This is a genomic window from Pseudomonas moorei, assembly GCF_008801475.1.
Classification (GTDB): Bacteria; Pseudomonadota; Gammaproteobacteria; order Pseudomonadales; family Pseudomonadaceae; genus Aquipseudomonas; species Aquipseudomonas moorei.
In genome coordinates this window covers 191,620-212,117 of record NZ_VZPP01000010.1, presented here as the reverse complement: position 1 = coordinate 212,117, position 20,498 = coordinate 191,620, and the positions used below count along the sequence as shown (strand labels likewise).

The 20,498-nt window shown below is 57.8% G+C and carries 17 protein-coding genes, 3 tRNA genes and 1 pseudogene; 20 read left to right on the top strand and 1 reads right to left on the bottom strand.

Annotated features, from left to right (window positions below; translation table 11 throughout):
* Nucleotides 1–7 precede the first annotated feature (7 nt).
* The 15 genes from folP (at nucleotide 8) to F7R06_RS20500 (ending at nucleotide 13,412) form a co-directional block, all read left to right on the top strand.
* Entirely contained in the window at nucleotides 8–859 is an 852-nt protein-coding gene (folP, locus tag F7R06_RS20570) for a dihydropteroate synthase (protein ID WP_090315932.1), read from the top strand.
* A gap of 16 nt (nucleotides 860–875) precedes the next feature.
* Nucleotides 876–2,213, top strand: a complete 1,338-nt coding sequence (glmM, locus tag F7R06_RS20565; protein ID WP_090315935.1) for a phosphoglucosamine mutase — start codon at nucleotides 876–878, stop codon at nucleotides 2,211–2,213.
* A gap of 66 nt (nucleotides 2,214–2,279) precedes the next feature.
* The gene (gene tpiA, locus F7R06_RS20560; RefSeq protein WP_090315936.1) at nucleotides 2,280–3,035 is read left to right on the top strand and encodes a triose-phosphate isomerase; all 756 of its coding nucleotides are present in this window, start codon (nucleotides 2,280–2,282) and stop codon (nucleotides 3,033–3,035) included.
* 4 nt (nucleotides 3,036–3,039) lie between these two features.
* Entirely contained in the window at nucleotides 3,040–3,423 is a 384-nt protein-coding gene (gene secG / locus F7R06_RS20555) for a preprotein translocase subunit SecG (protein ID WP_017336473.1), read from the top strand.
* A 22-nt stretch (nucleotides 3,424–3,445) separates the two neighbouring features.
* A tRNA-Leu gene (locus tag F7R06_RS20550) sits at nucleotides 3,446–3,531 on the top strand.
* 97 nt (nucleotides 3,532–3,628) lie between these two features.
* Nucleotides 3,629–3,705: transfer RNA gene (locus F7R06_RS20545), tRNA-Met, on the top strand.
* Between the two features lie 139 nt (nucleotides 3,706–3,844).
* Nucleotides 3,845–4,303, top strand: coding sequence for a ribosome maturation factor RimP (rimP, locus tag F7R06_RS20540; RefSeq protein ID WP_149972091.1), 459 nt, complete (start codon nucleotides 3,845–3,847; stop codon nucleotides 4,301–4,303).
* A gap of 47 nt (nucleotides 4,304–4,350) precedes the next feature.
* A complete protein-coding gene (gene nusA / locus F7R06_RS20535) occupies nucleotides 4,351–5,832 on the top strand; it encodes a transcription termination factor NusA (protein ID WP_047537517.1) in 1,482 nt (493 codons plus the stop codon).
* Nucleotides 5,833–5,859: 27 nt separating this feature from the next.
* Nucleotides 5,860–8,382 (top strand): translation initiation factor IF-2, encoded by a 2,523-nt coding sequence (gene infB, locus F7R06_RS20530; RefSeq protein ID WP_090315942.1) that lies wholly within the window; start codon nucleotides 5,860–5,862, stop codon nucleotides 8,380–8,382.
* Between the two features lie 159 nt (nucleotides 8,383–8,541).
* Entirely contained in the window at nucleotides 8,542–8,943 is a 402-nt protein-coding gene (rbfA, locus tag F7R06_RS20525) for a 30S ribosome-binding factor RbfA (RefSeq protein WP_034148332.1), read from the top strand.
* Nucleotides 8,944–8,946: 3 nt separating this feature from the next.
* The gene (truB, locus tag F7R06_RS20520) at nucleotides 8,947–9,864 is read left to right on the top strand and encodes a tRNA pseudouridine(55) synthase TruB (protein ID WP_047537524.1); all 918 of its coding nucleotides are present in this window, start codon (nucleotides 8,947–8,949) and stop codon (nucleotides 9,862–9,864) included.
* Between the two features lie 117 nt (nucleotides 9,865–9,981).
* Nucleotides 9,982–10,251, top strand: a complete 270-nt coding sequence (rpsO, locus tag F7R06_RS20515; protein ID WP_046820615.1) for a 30S ribosomal protein S15 — start codon at nucleotides 9,982–9,984, stop codon at nucleotides 10,249–10,251.
* Nucleotides 10,252–10,447: 196 nt separating this feature from the next.
* Nucleotides 10,448–12,553, top strand: coding sequence for a polyribonucleotide nucleotidyltransferase (gene pnp, locus F7R06_RS20510; protein WP_090315948.1), 2,106 nt, complete (start codon nucleotides 10,448–10,450; stop codon nucleotides 12,551–12,553).
* 139 nt (nucleotides 12,554–12,692) lie between these two features.
* Nucleotides 12,693–12,768 (top strand) — tRNA-Thr (locus F7R06_RS20505).
* A 338-nt stretch (nucleotides 12,769–13,106) separates the two neighbouring features.
* On the top strand, nucleotides 13,107–13,412 hold the full coding sequence (locus tag F7R06_RS20500; protein ID WP_090318312.1) for a DUF6388 family protein: 306 nt from the start codon (nucleotides 13,107–13,109) through the stop codon (nucleotides 13,410–13,412).
* 62 nt (nucleotides 13,413–13,474) lie between these two features.
* Here F7R06_RS20500 and nadC read toward each other — a convergent pair whose 3' ends face one another.
* Complete coding sequence (gene nadC, locus F7R06_RS20495) at nucleotides 13,475–14,323, bottom strand: carboxylating nicotinate-nucleotide diphosphorylase (protein WP_090315952.1); 849 nt, start codon at nucleotides 14,321–14,323, stop codon at nucleotides 13,475–13,477.
* 245 nt (nucleotides 14,324–14,568) lie between these two features.
* On the opposite strand from nadC, the gene F7R06_RS20490 reads away from it, so the two are divergent.
* The 5 genes and pseudogenes from F7R06_RS20490 (at nucleotide 14,569) to F7R06_RS31535 (ending at nucleotide 20,430) form a co-directional block, all read left to right on the top strand.
* Nucleotides 14,569–16,752, top strand: coding sequence for a DUF1631 domain-containing protein (locus tag F7R06_RS20490; protein WP_090315955.1), 2,184 nt, complete (start codon nucleotides 14,569–14,571; stop codon nucleotides 16,750–16,752).
* A 64-nt stretch (nucleotides 16,753–16,816) separates the two neighbouring features.
* Nucleotides 16,817–17,392 carry a 1,6-anhydro-N-acetylmuramyl-L-alanine amidase AmpD gene (gene ampD / locus F7R06_RS20485; protein ID WP_090315958.1) on the top strand — a complete coding sequence of 192 codons (576 nt, stop codon included), beginning with the start codon at nucleotides 16,817–16,819 and terminating at the stop codon, nucleotides 17,390–17,392.
* Nucleotides 17,389–18,225: a regulatory signaling modulator protein AmpE gene (gene ampE, locus F7R06_RS20480; RefSeq protein ID WP_090315963.1), complete on the top strand. Its 837-nt coding sequence runs from the start codon at nucleotides 17,389–17,391 to the stop codon at nucleotides 18,223–18,225. The genes ampD and ampE overlap by 4 nt, the downstream gene beginning before the upstream one ends.
* 207 nt (nucleotides 18,226–18,432) lie before the next feature.
* A pseudogene (locus F7R06_RS31540) lies at nucleotides 18,433–19,524 on the top strand (methyl-accepting chemotaxis protein); the annotation flags it as partial.
* Nucleotides 19,501–20,430, top strand: a complete 930-nt coding sequence (locus F7R06_RS31535) for a methyl-accepting chemotaxis protein (protein WP_425530745.1) — start codon at nucleotides 19,501–19,503, stop codon at nucleotides 20,428–20,430. The pseudogene F7R06_RS31540 and the gene F7R06_RS31535, both read left to right, overlap by 24 nt.
* Nucleotides 20,431–20,498: the final 68 nt, after the last annotated feature.

Here is a 20,498-nt window from a genome sequence, read left to right as displayed (position 1 = left end):
GTTTGAAATGACTTCTGCTCAGTCCTCGACCCGGTTGCCTTGCGGCAACCGGGTTCTTGATTTGGCCCAGACTCATGTCATGGGCATTCTCAATGTCACCCCCGATTCTTTCTCTGACGGTGGTCAATACAGCCAGCTTGATGCTGCCCTAAGGCACGCAGAAGCCATGGTGGCGGCTGGCGCGACACTGATTGATGTGGGTGGTGAATCGACGCGACCAGGTGCCAGGGCGGTTTCGCCACTGGAAGAGCTGGAGCGCGTAGCGCCGATTGTCGAGCGGATCAGCCGCGAGCTGGACGTGATCATCTCGGTCGATACCTCCACGCCGGCTGTCATGCGTGAAACCGCACGACTGGGCGCCGGGTTGATCAATGACGTGCGTGCACTCCGTCGTGATGGTGCCTTGGATGCGGCGGCAGCGACCGGTCTGCCGGTCTGTCTGATGCATATGCTCGGTGAGCCGGGCGATATGCAGGACAATCCGCAGTATCAGGACGTCACGAAGGAAGTGGGTGAGTTCCTTGTCGAGCGCATGGCACAGTGCGCATCGGTAGGGATCGCGGCTGAGCGGATCATTCTTGATCCAGGCTTCGGTTTCGCCAAAACATTGCAGCACAACCTAAGCTTGTTCAAGCATATGGATGCCTTGCATGCCTTGGGGCGGCCCCTGTTAGTCGGGGTTTCGCGAAAGAGCATGATCGGGCAGGCATTGAATCGTCCGGTGGGCGAGCGCTTGTATGGCAGTCTTGCCCTTGCTGCGCTGGCTTCGCACAAGGGTGCGCGTATATTGCGCGTCCATGATGTCGCTGAAACTGTCGATGTGGTGAGGATGATCACTGCAGTGGCATCAGCCGAATAAGAATTATGGAGTGTTTATGAGCAGGAAATACTTTGGTACCGACGGCATTCGTGGTCGAGTTGGTCAATATCCGATTACTCCTGATTTCATGCTAAAGCTTGGCTGGGCTGCAGGCATGGCGTTCCGCAAGATGGGTGCCTGCAAGGTGTTGGTCGGCAAGGACACCCGGATCTCCGGTTACATGTTCGAGTCTGCGCTGGAAGCTGGACTGACGTCGGCGGGCGCCGATGTCATGTTGCTGGGGCCAATGCCAACGCCAGCCATCGCTTATCTGACGCGTACCTTTCATGCTGAAGCGGGTATCGTGATCAGTGCGTCGCACAATCCTCATGACGACAATGGCATCAAGTTTTTCTCCGGAAAGGGCACCAAGCTGCCGGATGAAGTCGAACTGATGATCGAGGAGTTGCTGGATACGCCAATGACCGTGGTTGAGTCGAGCAAGATCGGCAAGGTCACGCGAATCAACGACGCCTCGGGTCGTTACATCGAGTTCTGCAAGAGTAGCGTACCGACGGGGACCAGCTTCTCCGGCCTGAAAATCGTCATCGACTGTGCCCATGGTGCGACTTACAAGGTTGCGCCTAGCGTGTTTCGCGAGCTAGGGGCCGAGGTGGTAGTTCTTTCAGCGCAACCCAACGGATTGAACATCAACGATAATTGCGGTTCGACTCATATGGGGCAACTGCAGGCTGCTGTTCTCGCCGAGCACGCCGATCTTGGGATCGCATTTGACGGTGATGGTGATCGCGTTCTGATGGTCGATCACACCGGTACCATCGTTGATGGCGATGAGCTGCTGTACATCATTGCGCGTGACCTGCATGAGCGTGACAAGCTGCAGGGCGGTGTGGTCGGTACGCTGATGAGTAACCTGGGCCTGGAGCTGGCTCTCGCAGATCTGGCGATTCCGTTCGTGCGTGCCAATGTCGGTGACCGTTATGTCATTGCTGACCTGCTGGAGCGTAACTGGCTAGTGGGTGGTGAGAACTCGGGGCATATCGTTTGTTTCAATTACACCACTACGGGTGATGCGATCGTTGCCGCGTTGCAGGTGTTGAAGGCGCTCAAGACCCGATCGGAAGGGCTCGCCCAGGCTCGTCAGGCGTTGCGTAAATGCCCTCAGATACTGATCAATGTGCGTTTTGGTGGTGGTGCTAGTCCCCTTGATCATCCTTCCGTCAAGGAAGCCAGTGAGCGTGTGACCAAGGCTATGGCGGGTCGTGGGCGGGTGCTTTTGCGCAAGTCCGGAACAGAGCCGCTGGTGCGCGTCATGGTCGAAGGCGAAGACGAAACGCAGGTTCGTGGCTACGCCGAAGAGCTGGCAAAACTGGTTAGTGAAGTTTCTGCCTGAATTCGGCTTGCCAGCCATGATTGTGTTGGGTAACATCTGCGCCCACTTTGACCGACGAGGTACAGCATGCGTCGCCCTATGGTAGCTGGTAACTGGAAGATGCACGGTACCCGCGCCAGCGTCGCTGAGCTGATCAAAGGCCTTTGTGATTTGGCCTTGCCGAGCGGTGTTGATGTTGCGGTATTCCCGCCTTGCCTGCATATCAATCAAGTGATTGATGGCTTGAAAGGAAAGTCGATTGCAGTCGGCGCGCAGAATTCTGCGGTGGAGTCCACACAAGGTGCGTTGACTGGTGAGGTTGCTCCGAGTCAGTTGGTGGATGCGGGCTGTTCACTGGTGCTTGTCGGGCACTCCGAGCGTCGTCAGGTAATGGGCGAGCAGGACGGAATGCTGATCCGCAAGTTCGCAGCAGCTCAGGCATGTGGCTTGATTCCGGTGTTGTGCATTGGGGAAACCCTTGAGCAGCGTGAAGCTGGAAAGACTCTTGAAGTTGTCTCGCGTCAGCTTGACAGCATCATTGAGGAGCTGGGTGTTGGTGCATTTGCGAAGGCGGTAATCGCTTACGAGCCGGTCTGGGCCATTGGTACCGGGCTGACTGCTTCGCCGCAACAAGCGCAGGATGTGCATGCAGCCATCCGCGCACAGTTGGCGGCAGAGAATTCTGAAGTCGCACGAGGTGTGCGGCTTCTATACGGCGGCAGCGTGAAGGCGGCCAATGCGGTCGAACTGTTCGGCATGCCGGATATCGATGGGGGGCTCATTGGTGGAGCTTCCCTGAATGCAGATGAGTTCGGTGCGATTTGTCGCGCCGCGGGAAACTGAAAAAATGCTGGAAACAGTCGTAGTCGTTTTTCATCTGCTGGGTGCATTGGGCGTAGTTGCTCTCGTATTGCTGCAGCAGGGTAAAGGTGCGGATGCTGGCGCGTCTTTCGGAGCAGGTGCTTCAAATACTGTGTTCGGAAGCCAAGGTTCCTCTACCTTTCTTAGTAAGTTTACTGCTATACTTGCCGCAGGTTTCTTCATAACCAGCTTAGGGTTAGGTTACTTTGCTAAAGAGAAAGCTCATCAGCTGACTCAAGTAGGTTTGCCAAACCCGGCAGTGTTGGAAGTTCCAAAGCAACAACCGGCTTCTGATGATGTCCCGGTGCTTCAAGAGCAAAAGTCGGCTACTCCAGCGACTGACGTGCCTCCAGCTCAAGAGCAGAAGTAAGAAGGGTTTCAAACGTAGTATTGCCGAGGTGGTGGAATTGGTAGACACGCAACCTTGAGGTGGTTGTGCCCATAGGGTGTAGGGGTTCGAGTCCCCTTCTCGGTACCAATTAGTCAGGAGAGCCCGCTGTTGCGGGCTTTCTTGCAGGTGGAAGGTTACATTGACCCTGTCAGGGATCGGTCGTATACTTCCGCCCCAGCTTTGTCGCGGGGTGGAGCAGTCTGGTAGCTCGTCGGGCTCATAACCCGAAGGTCGTCGGTTCAAATCCGGCCCCCGCAACCAGTTTAAGGAGCCCCTTTTCAGGGGCTTTTTGTTAGCTGGACACTTTATAACGCCGCTGTTCGACGGCGTTTCAGGGATGGGCGTTTCGCCCATTTTTTTATTTTGCATAGCATGCATTTACATGCACGAGGGGGTTCAGGTGTCGAGCAAGCTAGAACAGTTGCAGGCCTTGTTGGCCCCGGTGGTCGTGGCCCTTGGCTATGAATGCTGGGGTATTGAGTTTTCGGCTCAAGGTCGCCACTCACTGTTGCGCGTTTATATCGATAAAGAAGGCGGTGTGCTGGTGGACGATTGTGCCATCGTCAGCCGTCAGATCAGCGGTGTTCTGGATGTTGAAGATCCAATTTCCGTTGAGTACACCCTTGAAGTTTCCTCGCCTGGCATGGAACGCCCTCTGTTCACTCTTGAGCAGTTTGCAAAATTTGCCGGTGAACAAGTGAAGATCAAGCTGCGCTCGCCTTTTGAAGGTCGGCGCAACTTTCAGGGCCTTCTGCGCGGTGTAGAAGAACAGGATGTCGTGGTGCAGGTAGAAGACCATGAGTTCCTGTTGCCGATCGATATGATCGACAAGGCCAACATTATTCCCAGTTTTGACTGAGACGCGGATCCCGCGGATCCAATGGCTTGCGAAAGGCGAGGCGTACGATGAGCAAAGAAGTACTGCTGGTTGTTGAGTCGGTATCCAATGAAAAGGGCGTACCGGCAAACGTAATTTTTGAAGCGCTGGAGCTGGCTCTGGCCACTGCTACCAAAAAGCGTTTCGAGGACGAAGTTGATCTGCGTGTGGAAATCAACCGCCACACCGGTGCTTACGAGACTTTCCGTCGCTGGACGGTCGTCGAAGAGGCAGACCTGGACGATCCGGCCATCGAAACCTGGCCGAGCAAGGTTGCTGAAACGCATCCAGGTGCCAAGGTGGGTGACGTCGTCGAAGAAAAAATCGAGTCGATCGAATTCGGCCGTATTGCTGCACAGACTGCCAAGCAAGTCATCGTGCAGAAAGTCCGCGAAGCCGAGCGTGCTCAGGTTGTGGACGCTTACCGCGAGCGCCTGGGTGAAATCATCTCCGGCACCGTGAAGAAAGTGACCCGCGATAACGTAATCGTCGATCTGGGTAACAACGCTGAAGCGTTGCTGGCTCGTGAAGACATCATCTCTCGCGAAACCTTCCGGGTTGGCGTGCGTCTGCGTGCGCTGCTCAAGGAAATCCGCACCGAGAACCGCGGCCCGCAGCTGATCCTGTCGCGTACCGCGCCGGAAATGCTGATCGAGTTGTTCCGCATTGAAGTGCCGGAAATCGCTGAAGGCTTGATCGAAGTGATGGCGGCATCCCGTGACCCGGGTTCGCGCGCCAAGATCGCCGTCCGCTCCAAGGACAAACGCATCGACCCGCAGGGCGCTTGCATCGGTATGCGCGGTTCGCGCGTCCAGGCAGTGTCGGGTGAGTTGGGCGGTGAGCGTGTTGATATCGTTCTGTGGGACGACAACCCGGCTCAATTCGTAATCAACGCCATGTCCCCGGCCGAGGTTGCAGCAATTATCGTTGACGAAGATGCCCACGCAATGGACATCGCCGTTGGCGCAGACAATCTGGCTCAGGCCATCGGTCGCGGTGGTCAGAACGTGCGTCTGGCGAGCCAATTGACTGGCTGGACCCTGAACGTAATGACCGAATCGGACATCCAGGCTAAGCAGCAAGCAGAAACCGGCGACATCCTGCGCAACTTCATCGACGAGCTGGAAGTCGACGAAGAACTGGCCCAGGTGCTGGTCGATGAAGGCTTCACCAGCCTGGAAGAGATTGCCTACGTACCGTTGGAAGAAATGCTCAACATCGACGGCTTTGACGAAGACATCGTCAACGAGCTTCGCGCTCGTGCCAAGGATCGTTTGTTGACCAAAGCCATCGCTACTGAGGAAAAGCTGGCAGACGCCCATCCGGCCGAAGACCTGCTCTCGCTTGAGGGTATGGACAAGGATTTGGCGATGGAACTGGCGGTGCGCGGCGTAATTACCCGCGAAGACCTGGCCGAGCAGTCTATTGACGATCTGCTCGACATCGACGGCATTGACGATGATCGTGCCGGCAAGTTGATCATGGCCGCCCGAGCCCACTGGTTCGAGTAATTAGGCGCGGCCTGAGGAGAGAAGTGCATGACGCAAGTCACGGTGAAACAACTGGCCGATGAGGTCAAAACACCGGTAGAGCGCCTGTTGCAGCAGATGCGTGAGGCAGGTCTGCCGCACACCGCCGCCGAAGAAAGTGTGACTGACAGTGAGAAGCAATCTTTGCTGACTCACTTGAAAAGCAGCCACAAGGCGAAAGTGGAAGAACCACGCAAGATTACGCTGCAGCGTAAAACCACCAGCACCCTGCGTGTTGCTGGCAGCAAAAGCATCAGCGTTGAAGTACGCAAGAAGAAAGTCTTCGTACAGCGCAGCCCGGAAGAAATCGAAGCCGAGCGCAAGCGTGAACTGGAAGAGCGTCGCGCAGTAGAAAATGCTGCTCGTCAGAAGGCTGAAGAAGAAGCCAAGCGTCGCGCCGAAGAAGAAGCGCGTCGCCAGCCTGCTGTTGCGCCGACCGCTCCAGCCGAACCTGTTGCTGCTGCACCTGTTGCCGTGGCCGAGCCTGTGCGTGAAAGCGCTCCGGTTGTAGCTGCCGCACCGGCTGCCGACACCCGCAAGCGTGACGAACAGCGCCGTCCGGACAAACCACGTGCAGACGATAACAATCGTCGCGGTGGCGGCGATGGTGAGCGCAAAAACGCTCCGCATCGTGCTTCGGTCAAGGAAAAAGCGCCTGCTCCACGCGTTGCCCCTCGTACTACCGACGAAGAAAGCGATGGCTTCCGTCGTGGTGGTCGCGGCAAGGCCAAGCTGAAGAAGCGCAACGCTCATGGTTTCCAGAGCCCAACCGGCCCTGTCGTGCGCGAAGTGAAGATCGGCGAGACCATCACTGTGGGCGATCTGGCCCAGCAGATGTCGGTCAAGGCAGCTGAAATCATCAAGTTCATGTTCAAACTGGGTACTCCAGCGACCATCAACCAGGTGCTCGATCAGGAAACTGCTCAACTGGTTGCTGAAGAGCTGGGCCACAAAGTGACCCTGGTCAGCGATACCGCCCTGGAAGATTCCCTGGCCGAGTCCCTGAAGTTTGAAGGCGAGGCTGTTGCCCGTGCGCCAGTCGTGACCGTAATGGGCCACGTTGACCACGGTAAGACTTCCCTGCTCGACTACATCCGTCGTGCGAAGGTTGCAGCTGGCGAAGCCGGCGGCATTACTCAGCACATCGGTGCCTACCACGTTGAAACTGACCGTGGCATGGTGACGTTCCTCGACACCCCGGGCCACGCCGCGTTTACCGCGATGCGTGCCCGTGGTGCCAAGGCGACCGACATCGTGATCCTCGTCGTTGCAGCGGACGACGGCGTGATGCCGCAAACCATCGAAGCTGTTCAACACGCTCAAGCCGCGGGCGTTCCGCTGGTTGTGGCGGTGAACAAGATCGACAAGCCGGGCGCCGATCTCGATCGCATCCGTAGTGAATTGTCGGTACACGGCGTGACGTCGGAAGAGTGGGGTGGTGACACGCCATTCGTACCGGTTTCGGCGAAGATGGGTACCGGTGTCGATGAATTGCTCGAAGCCGTTCTGCTGCAAGCCGAAGTTCTGGAACTGACAGCTACGCCTTCGGCTCCTGGCCGTGGTGTGGTGGTTGAATCGCGTCTCGACAAGGGCCGTGGCCCGGTGGCGACCGTTCTGGTTCAGGACGGCACCCTGCGTCAAGGCGACATGGTGCTGGTCGGTTCCAACTACGGCCGTGTTCGCGCCATGCTCGACGAGAACGGCAAGGCCATCAAGGAAGCCGGTCCAGCCATCCCTGTCGAGATCCTCGGCCTGGACGGTACTCCGGACGCTGGCGATGAGATGAGCGTGGTTGCCGACGAGAAGAAAGCCCGTGAAGTGGCTCTGTTCCGTCAAGGCAAGTTCCGCGAAGTCAAACTGGCCCGTGCTCACGCAGGCAAGCTGGAAAACATCTTCGAAAGCATGGGTCAGGAAGAGAAGAAGACGCTCAACATCGTCCTCAAATCCGACGTCCGTGGTTCGCTGGAAGCGTTGAACGGTGCCTTGAACGGCCTGGGTAACGATGAAGTGCAGGTGCGTGTTGTCGGTGGCGGTGTCGGTGGTATCACCGAATCCGACGCCAACCTGGCACTGGCCTCCAACGCTGTACTGTTCGGCTTCAACGTGCGTGCCGATGCCGGCGCTCGCAAGATCGTCGAGCAGGAAGGTCTGGATATGCGTTACTACAACGTGATCTACGACATCATCGAAGACGTCAAGAAAGCCCTGACCGGTATGCTTGGCAGCGATGTTCGCGAGAACATCCTCGGTGTGGCCGAAGTGCGTGACGTGTTCCGTTCGCCGAAGTTTGGCGCAATCGCCGGTTGCATGGTGATCGAGGGTACTGTTCACCGTAACCGTCCAATCCGTGTACTGCGTGAAGACATCGTTATCTTCGAAGGCGAGCTGGAATCCCTGCGCCGCTTCAAGGATGACGCTTCCGAAGTACGTGCCGGCATGGAATGCGGTATCGGCGTGAAGAGCTACAACGACGTCAAAGTCGGTGACAAGATCGAAGTCTTCGAGAAGGTTCAGGTTGCTCGCAGCCTCTAACTCGCGCACTTCAAGAGCCGTGATGGGCAGCCGCATGCAAATGCACGGCGCATCACCCGGACTCTAAACGCAACGCCCGGTCTGGCTTCTGTCAGGCCGGGCGTTTGCCGCTTTCAGACCTCACGGGTTTCGCCGTGGGGCAGTAACAGGTAACAAGACATGGCAAAAGAATATAGCCGTACCCAACGTATCGGCGATCAGATGCAGCGCGAGCTGGCACAACTGATCCGTCGTGAAGTCAAAGACCCGCGCGTCGGCCTGGTCACCATTACCGCCGTGGAAGTCAGCCGTGACGTCGGTCACGCCAAGATTTTCATCACCGTGATGGGGCAGGACAGCGCCGAAGACATCGCACAGAGCATCAAGGTGCTCAACTCCGCCGCCGGTTTTCTGCGCATGCAGTTGGCTCGCGAGATGAAACTGCGCAGCGTCCCACAGTTGCACTTCCACTACGACGAAAGCGTCGTTCGTGGTGCGCACCTGTCGGCATTGATTGAGCGCGCAGTGGCTGAAGACAATCAGCATCCGGTTGCGGCAGAAGCCGAAGACACCAAGGAGTAATCGGTGGCTCAGGTCAAACGTATCCGTCGTAACGTCAGCGGTATCATCTTGCTCGACAAGCCGCTGGGGTTCACCTCCAACGCGGCCTTGCAGAAGGTCCGCTGGTTGCTCAACGCTGAGAAAGCCGGACACACCGGCAGTCTCGACCCGCTGGCCACCGGTGTGTTGCCGTTGTGCTTCGGTGAGGCCACCAAGTTCTCGCAATACCTGCTCGATTCCGACAAGGGTTACGAAACCCTGGCGCAACTGGGCAAAACCACGACCACGGCGGATGCCGAGGGCGAAGTTTTGCAGGAGCGTCCCGTGACCGTTGGTCGCTCCGATATCGAAGCGGTGTTGCCGAATTTTCGTGGCCAAATCAGTCAGATACCGCCGATGTACTCGGCTCTCAAGCGTGATGGTCAGCCGCTGTACAAGTTGGCTCGTGCTGGCGAAGTAGTGGAGCGCGAACCGCGTTCTGTTACTATTACGCGCTTGGAATTACTGGCTTTCGAAGGTGATACTGCGCGGCTGGCAGTGGATTGCAGCAAAGGCACCTATATCCGTACCCTGGTGGAGGATATCGGTGAGCAACTCGGTTGTGGCGCTTACGTTGCAGAACTGCGACGTACCCAGGCCGGGCCTTTCACGCTGGCCCAGACGGTCACCCTGGAAGAGCTGGAAGCGGTACATGCCGAAGGCGGCAACGAAGCAGTCGATCGCTTCCTGATGCCATCGGACAGCGGTCTGCTGGATTGGCCGCTGTTGCAGTTCTCGGAACATAGTTCGTTCTACTGGCTTAACGGCCAGCCGGTACGAGCTCCGGACGCACCGAAATTCGGTATGGTCCGGGTACAGGATCACAATGGTCGCTTCATCGGTATCGGTGAAGTGAGCGAAGACGGGCGCATCGCGCCGCGTCGACTGATTCGGTCAGAATGACCGGACGAGGGTGGCTGTCAACAGGCACGGTCACTACTCATTTTTAGATACAGGGATTTGTCCCTGGCCTGTTGAAACTGTTTTTCTGAAACAGTTTCCTGATAAAAGGATTGCCTCATGGCTCTCGACGTTCAAGAAAAAGCCCAAATCGTAGCTGACTACCAGCAAGCTGTTGGTGACACTGGTTCGCCAGAAGTGCAAGTTGCACTGCTGACCGCCAACATCAACAAACTGCAAGGTCACTTCAAGGCCAACGGTAAAGATCACCACTCCCGTCGTGGTCTGATCCGCATGGTAAACCAGCGTCGTAAGCTGCTGGACTACCTGAAAGGCAAAGACGTGAGCCGTTACAGCGCTCTGATCGGTCGCCTGGGTCTGCGTCGCTAATAAGCGATTGCGCTAGAGGTTGGTTGTCTGTCGTGCGTCCGCGGGTTTCCCGTTGGCGCATGGCAGGCTCCCAGCCTCAAGTTTTATCTGGATACACGTTTTACCCTGGACAATCGAGTCGGGCCGATTCCCGGCGTTGCCCAAGAATTTCGCAAGAAACCAGTTCCCCCAAGAGCCACAAAGAAGGTAGGACACCGTGAACCCGGTAATCAAAAAATTCCAGTTCGGTCAGTCGACCGTTACCCTCGAGACTGGCCGTATCGCCCGTCAGGCCTCCGGCGCAGTATTGGTCACCGTTGACGACGACGTCACCGTATTGGTGACCGTAGTGGGTGCCAAGCAAGCCGATCCAGGCAAGGGCTTCTTCCCTCTGTCTGTTCACTACCAGGAAAAGACTTACGCAGCCGGTAAGATCCCTGGCGGTTTCTTCAAGCGTGAAGGCCGTCCTTCCGAGAAAGAAACCCTGACTTCCCGACTGATCGACCGTCCGATCCGTCCGCTGTTCCCAGAAGGTTTCATGAACGAAGTGCAGGTTGTCTGCACCGTTGTTTCCACCAGCAAGAAGACCGATCCGGACATCGCTGCGATGATCGGTACCTCGGCCGCACTGGCCATCTCCGGCATTCCTTTCGATGGTCCGATCGGCGCTGCCCGCGTTGCGTTCCACGAAAGCACCGGCTACCTGCTGAACCCGACTTACGAACAACTGAAAGCTTCGAGCCTGGACATGGTCGTTGCCGGTACTTCGGAAGCCGTTCTGATGGTTGAATCGGAAGCCAAAGAGCTGACCGAAGACCAGATGCTGGGCGCTGTACTGTTTGCCCACGACGAATTCCAGGCCGTTATCCAGGCCGTCAAGGAGCTTGCTGCCGAAGCTGCCAAGCCAACCTGGACCTGGGCTCCGCAAGCCGAAGCCACTGAACTGCTGGGCGCTATCCGCTCCGAGTTCGGCGAAGCGATCTCCCAGGCTTACACGATCACCGTCAAGGCCGACCGTTACGCTCGCCTGGGTGAGCTGAAGGACCAGGTCGTTGCCAAGCTGTCCGGCGAAGAAGGCCAGCCCTCCGCTGCCGACGTCAAAGCTGCTTTCGGTGAAATCGAATACCGCATCGTTCGCGAAAACATCGTAAACGGCAAACCGCGTATCGATGGCCGCGACACCCGCACCGTACGTCCGCTGAACATCGAAGTCGGCGTACTGCCGAAGACTCACGGTTCGGCGCTGTTCACCCGTGGCGAAACCCAGGCTCTGGTTGTAGCAACACTGGGTACTGCCCGTGACGCACAGCTGCTGGACACCCTCGAAGGCGAGAAAAAAGACCCGTTCATGCTGCACTACAACTTCCCTCCGTTCTCGGTAGGCGAGTGTGGTCGCATGGGTGGTGCCGGTCGCCGCGAAATCGGTCACGGCCGTCTGGCCCGTCGTTCGGTTCAGGCCATGCTGCCGGCCGCTGACGTGTTCCCGTACACCATTCGGGTCGTATCGGAAATCACCGAATCCAACGGTTCGAGCTCGATGGCTTCGGTCTGCGGCGCCTCCCTCGCTCTGATGGACGCCGGCGTGCCGATGAAGGCGCCGGTTGCCGGTATCGCCATGGGTCTGGTTAAAGAAGGCGAGAAGTTCGCCGTCCTGACCGACATCCTGGGTGACGAAGACCACCTGGGCGACATGGACTTCAAAGTAGCCGGTACCGCCAAAGGCGTGACCGCGCTGCAGATGGACATCAAGATCAAGGGCATCACCGAAGAGATCATGGAAATCGCTCTGGGCCAAGCCCTGGAAGCGCGCCTGAACATTCTCGGCCAGATGAACCAGATCATTGGCCAGTCGCGTACCGAGCTGTCGGAAAACGCTCCGACCATGATCGCGATGAAGATCGACACCGACAAAATCCGTGATGTCATCGGTAAAGGCGGCGCGACCATTCGTGCGATCTGCGAGGAGACCAAAGCTTCGATCGATATCGAAGACGATGGCTCGATCAAGATCTTCGGCGAAACCAAGGAAGCAGCTGAAGCGGCACGTCAGCGCGTTCTGGGTATCACCGCAGAAGCCGAGATCGGCAAGATCTACATCGGTAAGGTTGAGCGCATCGTCGACTTCGGCGCATTCGTCAACATCCTGCCTGGCAAGGACGGCCTGGTTCACATCTCCATGCTGAGCGATGCTCGCGTTGAGAAAGTGACCGACATCCTCAAGGAAGGTCAGGAAGTGGAAGTACTGGTACTGGACGTGGATAACCGCGGCCGTATCAAGCTGTCCATCAAAGACGTGGCAGCTGCCAAGGCTTCGGGCGTTTAATCCGCTCTCCAGCCTGACCGCTTCAACGTTGTAAAAAAGACCCCGCCGTGAAAACGACGGGGTCTTTTTTTGCCTGTAAACAATCGATGCATTGGCTAAAGTTGCCGGTATGCCTTGGCGATGCTAGGTTTAGCGCACCGCCCGTGTAGCTCAGTCGGTAGAGCAGCGCACTCGTAACGCGAAGGTCGCAGGTTCGATTCCTGTCTCGGGCACCATCCCCCCTGTTGTTTCGCCTTTCTGCTCAAATCCTCGATCGTACTTTTTAGTTCGTCCCTTGCGTTGCTGTCGGCGCTTTTGCTGGAACAGCTGCCGGTATGTCCGTGGGCGAGACTGAAGGTGAGGGCGGTTTATTTGTGGATTGATGTAAAGAGTCGTGTAAATCGTCTGATAAACATCCTATATTCGGAACCTGCATGAGCTTGGCCCTGCAGTTTTCAGATGATCCCGAATGGTTCTGAAGGCCAGACAAACCGGGTTGAACACGGTTATTTGCGTCAGAGAGATCCTTGATGATCCAGATCCATCTTCCATTCCCCAGATCAGCGAGAACACCATGACCGTTAAAGAATTGAGCCAGGAAGCCCGGCACGAAGAGGCACTCAAGAAGTATTTGCTGGATTCGCCCCAGCTAGCCGAAGAGATCAAGGACTTGCCAGCCGACGATCAGAAAGACCAGATCCAGTGGGCCTTCGAGGATGAGGCTGAAGCCCAGGGCCTGCAGCCGTGGGAATTGACGCTCAAGTACACATCGAGCCCGGAAGAGTACGAGGCCGCGCGCCTGGCTCTGCACAAGGAGGCGGCTGAAGTGTTGGGCGTCGAGTGGGAAGAGTACTGCGAGATGAATAATCTGGTGGTCTGAAAAAGCGCCCGCCAGGTGCAGGAGCGAGCAAGCTCGCTCCTGCAGTTTTTCATTGCGTCTGATCAGAGACTCAGACGCATCGACAGATCGACAGCCTTCACATCCTTGGTCATTGCACCAATCGAAATGTAATCCACGCCAGTTTCAGCGATGGGCAGCAACGTGCTTTCGTTGATGCCACCACTGGCTTCCAGTTTTGCCTTGCCAGCGTTCAAACGTACGGCTTCGCGCATGTCATCCAGGCTCAGCTCATCAAGCATGATGATGTCGGCACCGGCCGCCAAAGCCTCTTTCAGCTCATCCAGGCTTTCCACTTCGATTTCGACCGGTTTGCCCGGGGCGATTTTGTGCGCGGCGGCGATGGCTTGCGGGATACCTCCGCAAGCGGCGATATGGTTTTCCTTGATCAGGAAGGCGTCATACAAGCCGATGCGGTGATTGTGACAACCGCCACAGGTCACCGCGTACTTTTGCGCGAGACGCAGGCCCGGCAGGGTTTTGCGAGTGTCGAGCAGCTTGACCTGGGTCTGGGCGACAAAGTCCGCCAGATATTGCGCGCGAGTAGCCACGCCGGACAGCAGTTGCAGGAAGTTCAAGGCACTGCGTTCACCAGTCAGCAACGAGCGTGCGGGGCCTTCGAGGTGGAACAACGCCTGATTGGGGTTGACCCGCTCGCCATCGGCAACTTGCCAGTGCACCGCAACCCGTGGGTCCAATTGGCGAAATACGGCATCGACCCAGGCGGTGCCACTGATAACGGCGGCGTCGCGGGTAATGATGGTGGCTTTGGCCAGGCGTTCGGCCGGGATCAACTGTGCGGTGATGTCGCCGCTGCCGATGTCTTCGAGTAACGCGCGGCGCACGTTGGCTTCGATTTCGGCGGTCAAATCGGCGAGACGTAGATTCGGCATAACGGACTCCACAAACAAAGTGGCCCGATTATAGGGCCATGGTGCGAGGCAACCCAAGGCATCCGAGCTGTCGCCATCGCTCAGATGCCTGCATTTGGTCGATTCCCAAGGCCTGCCTGTCTTCAAGGGAGGGGCTATTTGCGCAGAAGCTGAAGAGTCCTCTGGCGCAAGCGCTATCTTTTACAAGATAATTCGCCTTGTATTTGACGTCATGACTTTGACGAACAGGATTTTCAGGAGGCCGGATGCTCAAAGACGGGAATGTAGTGCCTTTGCGCAAGGCGACTACCGATCAGGCGACACCTTCGCCGCTCGCCCGCTTGCCTGTGATCCTGCTTCAGGTTCGCGACAAGGCCACGCAACAACTCCGGCAGGGTGTGCAGGCGCTGTTCGATAACGCCGACGACACGCTTTTCGAAATGGCCGACCGCGCTCGCACCGACGGCGAGCAGAACATTTTCTTTCAGGCGATGCGCGACTTGCGCCTCAAGCGCAAAAGTATCGAGCGGTTTTTTTTCGAACAGTTTTTCGAGGCATTCATCGGTCTTGCCCGTTACGACGCCACTCATACCTTCATGAATAGGGCATTGCCGGTTGACTCCCCTGCTGCGGTGCCGCATGACGAGCTTGAGCGTCATGTGGCGGTGGAGTCGATGGTCAACAAGGTGTTCAATCGCGACGGATTCGCCCTCGATCAACTCACCGCGCGCCTCAGTACGTTGCTGGGCCGAACGCTGATCGAGCAGCACAACCCCATGGGGCCGACGATGCTCTGCGCGTTTTTCCTGCAGGCCGCGCGCAACCTGGGGGTGGAAATCAAGGTCAAGCTGATCATACTCAAGTTGTTCGATCGCTACGTGCTCAGTGGTGCCGAACAGCTCTACGGGCAAGCCAACCAACTCTTGATCGCCGCCGGCGTGCTGCCTGATCTCAAGCCTGCCCCGACGTGTCGTTTCGCGGATCAGGCGACCGTTGGTGTCGCCCTTGAGTCCGGCGAAGTGCCAGGCGAATACGACAGCGTGCCGCAAGTATTCGCTGCTTTGCAGGAACTGCTGTCCCACGTCCGCGGCAGCATGACCCCGAACCTCGAAGCCAATACCCTGGCGCAGCCGATCTCCAGCCGCGACCTGCTGCGTCTGCTCTCGCACCTGCAGCAATCTGTGCCAACGCCAGGCGCTGACGACGACTTCGATCTGCGCACCCGCTTGGAACAGTTGGTGTCGCGCAGCAGCGTCAAAAGCGGCAAGTCGCGTGTCGTCGGTGTGGCCGATGAGGACGCGATCAATCTGACCCTCATGTTGTTCGAATGCATGCTCGACGACCGTAATTTGCCCGTCTCGCTCAAGGCAATGATGGGCCGTCTGCAGATCCCGATGGTGAAAGTAGCGGTGCTCGACAAGAGTTTCTTCAGCCGCGGCAGCCATCCGGCCCGGCGTCTGCTCAACGAAATCGCCAACGCGGCGCTGGGTTGGGGCGAGAGCGATGACCATGAACGTGACAGCCTGTACGTGCGGATCGAGCAGGTGGTGCAGCGTCTGTTGAGCGAGTTTAGGGACGATCCGGCGATATTCTCTGAATTGCTGGCCGATTTCCTGACATTCACCTGTGATGAACGTCGGCGCAGCGAATTGTTGGAACAGCGTATCCGTGACGCCGAAGAAGGTCGCGTCAGAACCGTGTTGGCCCGTCAATGTGTCGAGCAAGTGTTGAATCAGGCTTTACTGGGCAAGGTATTACCGAAAACGGTGTTTGCGTTTGTCCGGGATGCCTGGAGCAAAGTCTTGCTGTTGACCTGCCTCAAACAGGGCGATCAGTCCGCACAGTGGCACGCCGATGTGCAAACCATGGAGCAACTGATCTGGAGCGTCCAGCGCCATGACGAGCCCGACGCCCGTACTCAACTGTTGGCGTTGGTACCGGGTTTGCTCAAGGCCTTGCGCGAAGGTTTGAGCGGTTCGGCATTCGACCCGTTCGCCACCAGCGAATTTTTCAGTGAGCTGCAAAACCTGCATGTGCAGTCGTTCGAGCATCTGCCGGGCTCGCCTGCCGGCACGCCGCTGTTGATCGAAGTGCGGGAAAAAATCGTTTTGCCGAGCGCCGATGAAGGCCCTGTGGAAGGCAATTCGGTACGGTTGCCGGTGGGCGATGCAGGATTGCGTCAGGTCGATCAGTTGCGTCCGGGCTGTTGGGTCGAATTCCAGGAGGATCCGGAAAACACCCTGCGTTGCAAACTGGCGGCGATCATTGAGGGCACCGGCCAATTCATCTTCATCAACCGTACCGGCATGAAGGTACTGGAGCGCAGTCGCACGAGCCTGGCTCTGGAGTTTCGCCAGGGTTCGGTGCGCACACTCGATGACACCCTATTGTTTGATCGGGCCCTTGAGTCGGTGATCGGCCATCTGCGGCGTCTCAATCGCGGCAAGTGATCGCGTCCCGAGGGGCTATCGCGGCATACTGGTCACTCACACAGTCGTCGTTGAAGGAACCTTTATGCAGTTGGACCCCGCAAGCGGTTGGTGTCAGGACGTGCGCCTCTGCCCCTCGCCCAACTTCAACGAGCGCCCCTCGGGCGAAATTTCCCTGCTGGTGATCCACAACATCAGCCTGCCGCCAGCGCAATTTGCCACGGGCAAGGTGCAGGAGTTTTTCCAGAATCGCCTGGATGTCACGGAGCACCCTTACTTTGAAGGGATTGCCGATTTGCGGGTGTCGGCGCATTTTCTGATTGAGCGTGATGGCGCCGTCACCCAGTTTGTCTCTTGCCTTGAGCGCGCCTGGCACGCTGGCGTTTCCAATTTCGAGGGGCGCGAGACCTGTAACGATTTTTCCGTGGGCATTGAACTCGAAGGCACGGATGATCTGCCGTTCACCGACGCCCAATATGACGCGTTGACGGGGCTGACGCTTCAATTGCAAAGCGTCTTCCCGGCCATCACGGCACAGCGTATCTGCGGGCATAGCGACATTGCGCCCGGACGAAAGACCGATCCGGGACCGGCGTTTGACTGGGCACGCTACCGCGCGGCCCTGGCAAAGACTACATTGGGAAAAAAGGAGCAACGATGAGCTTTCTGGTGTTGCTGTTGGCAGTCTGGATCGAGAAATTCTCGGCCTTGCGCCACCGTGTACAGCGCGACGGTTTTTGGCTGCGTGAACTGGCCAGGCTTGAGGTCAGCACGCGTCTGGTCAATCGACCCTGGCTGATCCTGGCCGTGATGGTGCTGTTTCCGGTGGCGCTGCTCGGTTTGCTGTTGCTGGTGCTGACCCCGGTGGCCTACGGTCTGTTCGCATTGCCCGTGCACCTGCTGGTGGTGATTTACAGCCTGGGGCGCGGTGATCTGCTGGCCGGTCTCGGGCCGTTTCGCGATGCCTGGCGCCGGGAGGACCTGCAAGCCGCGGCCCTTGTCGCCAAACGCGATGTGGATATCTGCGCCGACAGCGGTGAACAACTGCTTGAGCGAGTGGAAGGGCATTTGCTGTGGGAGGCCTACCAGAGCTTTTTCGCGGTGATTTTCTGGTACTTCCTGTTGGGCCCGGTCGCGGCCCTGAGCTATCGATTGCTGGCGCTGGCCGAAGAGCACGGGCAAAACCCGGCCGTGGTCGAGCGCGCCAAACAACTGCGTCACGCCTTCGATTGGGTGCCGGTGCGCCTGCTGGCGGCGAGTTTCGCCCTGGTTGGCAACTTTGTCGCGGTCGGTCGTGTGATGTTGCACGAACTGCTGAACTGGAACATCAGCGCCGCTCAATTGATCGAGAAGGCCGGGCTGGTGGCCGGTGAAATTCCGGCGCCGGTGGTTGGACCTGAAGGCATCAACAACCTCGACCGCATCTGGGAGTTGCTTCTGCGAGCCGCAGTGCTCTGGTATGCGGGATTTGCCCTGTGGACGGTACTGCCCTGATTGGGTCCTGAAGACCCAATGTTCGCAGCCAGTGATGGCTGCGAACTTTCTCGTTAACCTTTAGTTACAAAACCTCCCGCCGATTTAAGTTATACAGAGATAGCGCCGGTTAGTGGCTATTTGCTCTCTGTCTGCGCCTGCCAATAAAAATAAGAAATCAATGGGAGACTTCCAGTGAAGAGCTTGCACTATCCCGCCGTCGCGCTTATGAATCGCCTGAGCTTTGGCATGAAGTTCAGCTTGATCAGCGTGCTGTTCCTGGTGCCGATGCTGGTGACCAACTTCTACCTGGTGCGTGACTCCTATCGCGAATTCCAGGGCACCCGTATCGAACTGCAAAGCCTCGACCTGTTGGGCAGCAGCCTGGCGTTGCGGCGCGATCTGGAAACCCTCAACAACCTGGTGCAGATCAACGTCACCCTTGGCCAGTCGGGCAAGGCGGGCAATGTCGAGTCGCAGATCAGCGCCCTGGAGCAAAGCCTTCTGACCCGCTTGCAAGGGCTGACCGCGATGAGCACGGACCCCGAACAAATCACGGTGTTCGATGCCAAGCGCGATGAAATGATCGCGGCCTTCAAGGCGCAACACAGCGAAACTTCCCTGCAAAGCAAAAGCGGGATGATCGGCAAGTTGCTGGGCAGTGCGCAGGTTTTCAGCCAGATCGTCGCCAGCCAGGCCGGACTGAGCCGCGATACCGAGAGCGACATGCGTCAGTTGAGCGAGCTCATTACCAATGTCACCCCGCCAGTCACCCAGCTTCTGGGGGAAGGCCGTGCCATGGGCTCTTTTTCCCTGGGGCAGGGCTTTCTCAATTCGGCTTCGAGTACCCGTTTCGATGAGCTGTTGGCGCAGATCGAAAAATTGCAGGGCGAATATGGCCTGAAGTTGCAGGACGCATTGGGCTCCAGCAAAGCGGCGCGGGAAACCCTGGCCGCGCAGGCTGACAGCAGCCGGGCGACATTGAAGAAGGCCAGTGAACTGTTCGAAGAACAGGTCGTGATGGCCGACACCCTCGATGCACCGTGGCAGGGTTTCTACGATCAGGTCACCGGCCTGATGGACAAGACGTATCAACTCAACGAAGCCACGCTGAAATTTCTTGGCACCCAATTGCAGCAACGCCTGGATCAGAACCGCACCCACATGGTTTTGCAGGCTGTGGCGCTGTCGGTGGTGTTTGTGCTGATTTTTTATCTCTATGGCGGCTTCTACGCCTCGACCCGCACCACCCTCAAACGCCTTGGCGGGGTGATGGATAAAGTCGCGGCCGGCGACATGACGGTGACGTTCAGCGCCAACAGCCGCGATGAACTGGGCGAGTTGGGCGAGGTGTTCAACGGCACCGTGAAGAAAATCCATGACCTGATCGAGCGCGTGGGGCAAACCGTCAGCGAGGTCGAACGCCAGGCCGGGCAAGTCGAGAATGTGTCTGCGCAAAGCAACCATGCCGTGGCTGGGCAACGCAGCCAGATCGAGCAAGTCGCCACGGCAATGAACCAGATGTCGGCCACCTCCCTCGAGGTGGCGCGCAGTGCCGCCGCGGCGGTCAGCAGTGCCCACAGTGTCAACGATGAAACCATCAGCGGGCGTGGACTGGTGGAGTCCCAGCAAGGCAGCATCGCAGCACTGGCCAGCGAAATAGATCAGTCGGTGCTGGTGATCAATCAACTGGCCAGTGATAGCCAGTCCATCAGCCGCGTGCTGGAGGTGATCAAGAGCATCGCCGAACAGACCAACCTGTTGGCGCTCAATGCTGCGATCGAAGCCGCGCGGGCTGGCGAGCAGGGGCGTGGGTTCGCGGTGGTGGCAGACGAGGTCCGGACACTGGCCAAGCGTACCCAGCAATCGACCGAAGAAATCGAACAGATGATCGCCAAGCTCCACAGTGGTGTCGGCGCCGCCGTGAAGGCGATGGGGGTGAGCCATGAAATGGCCAATGGCACGGTTGGACAATCGGAAAAGGTCCAGCAGGCGCTGGAAAACATCCTCGGTGCCGTCGGCATGATCGTCGACCAGAACCAGCAGATTGCCGCAGCCGTGGAACAGCAAACGGCGGTTGCCCACGATATCGACCAGAACATTGTCGAAATCAATCGCGCTGGCGAACGAACCGCTGAAGGTGCGCACCAGACCGAGGATGCCAGTCGCGTGTTGTCGGCTCAGGTGGTGGAACTCAAGCAGCTGATTAGCGCATTCCGGGTCTAGATAGGCCCCTGTGGGCTCGCTTGTTGGCGATGATGGCGTGATGGTCAATGTTGTCGATTGGCACCTCA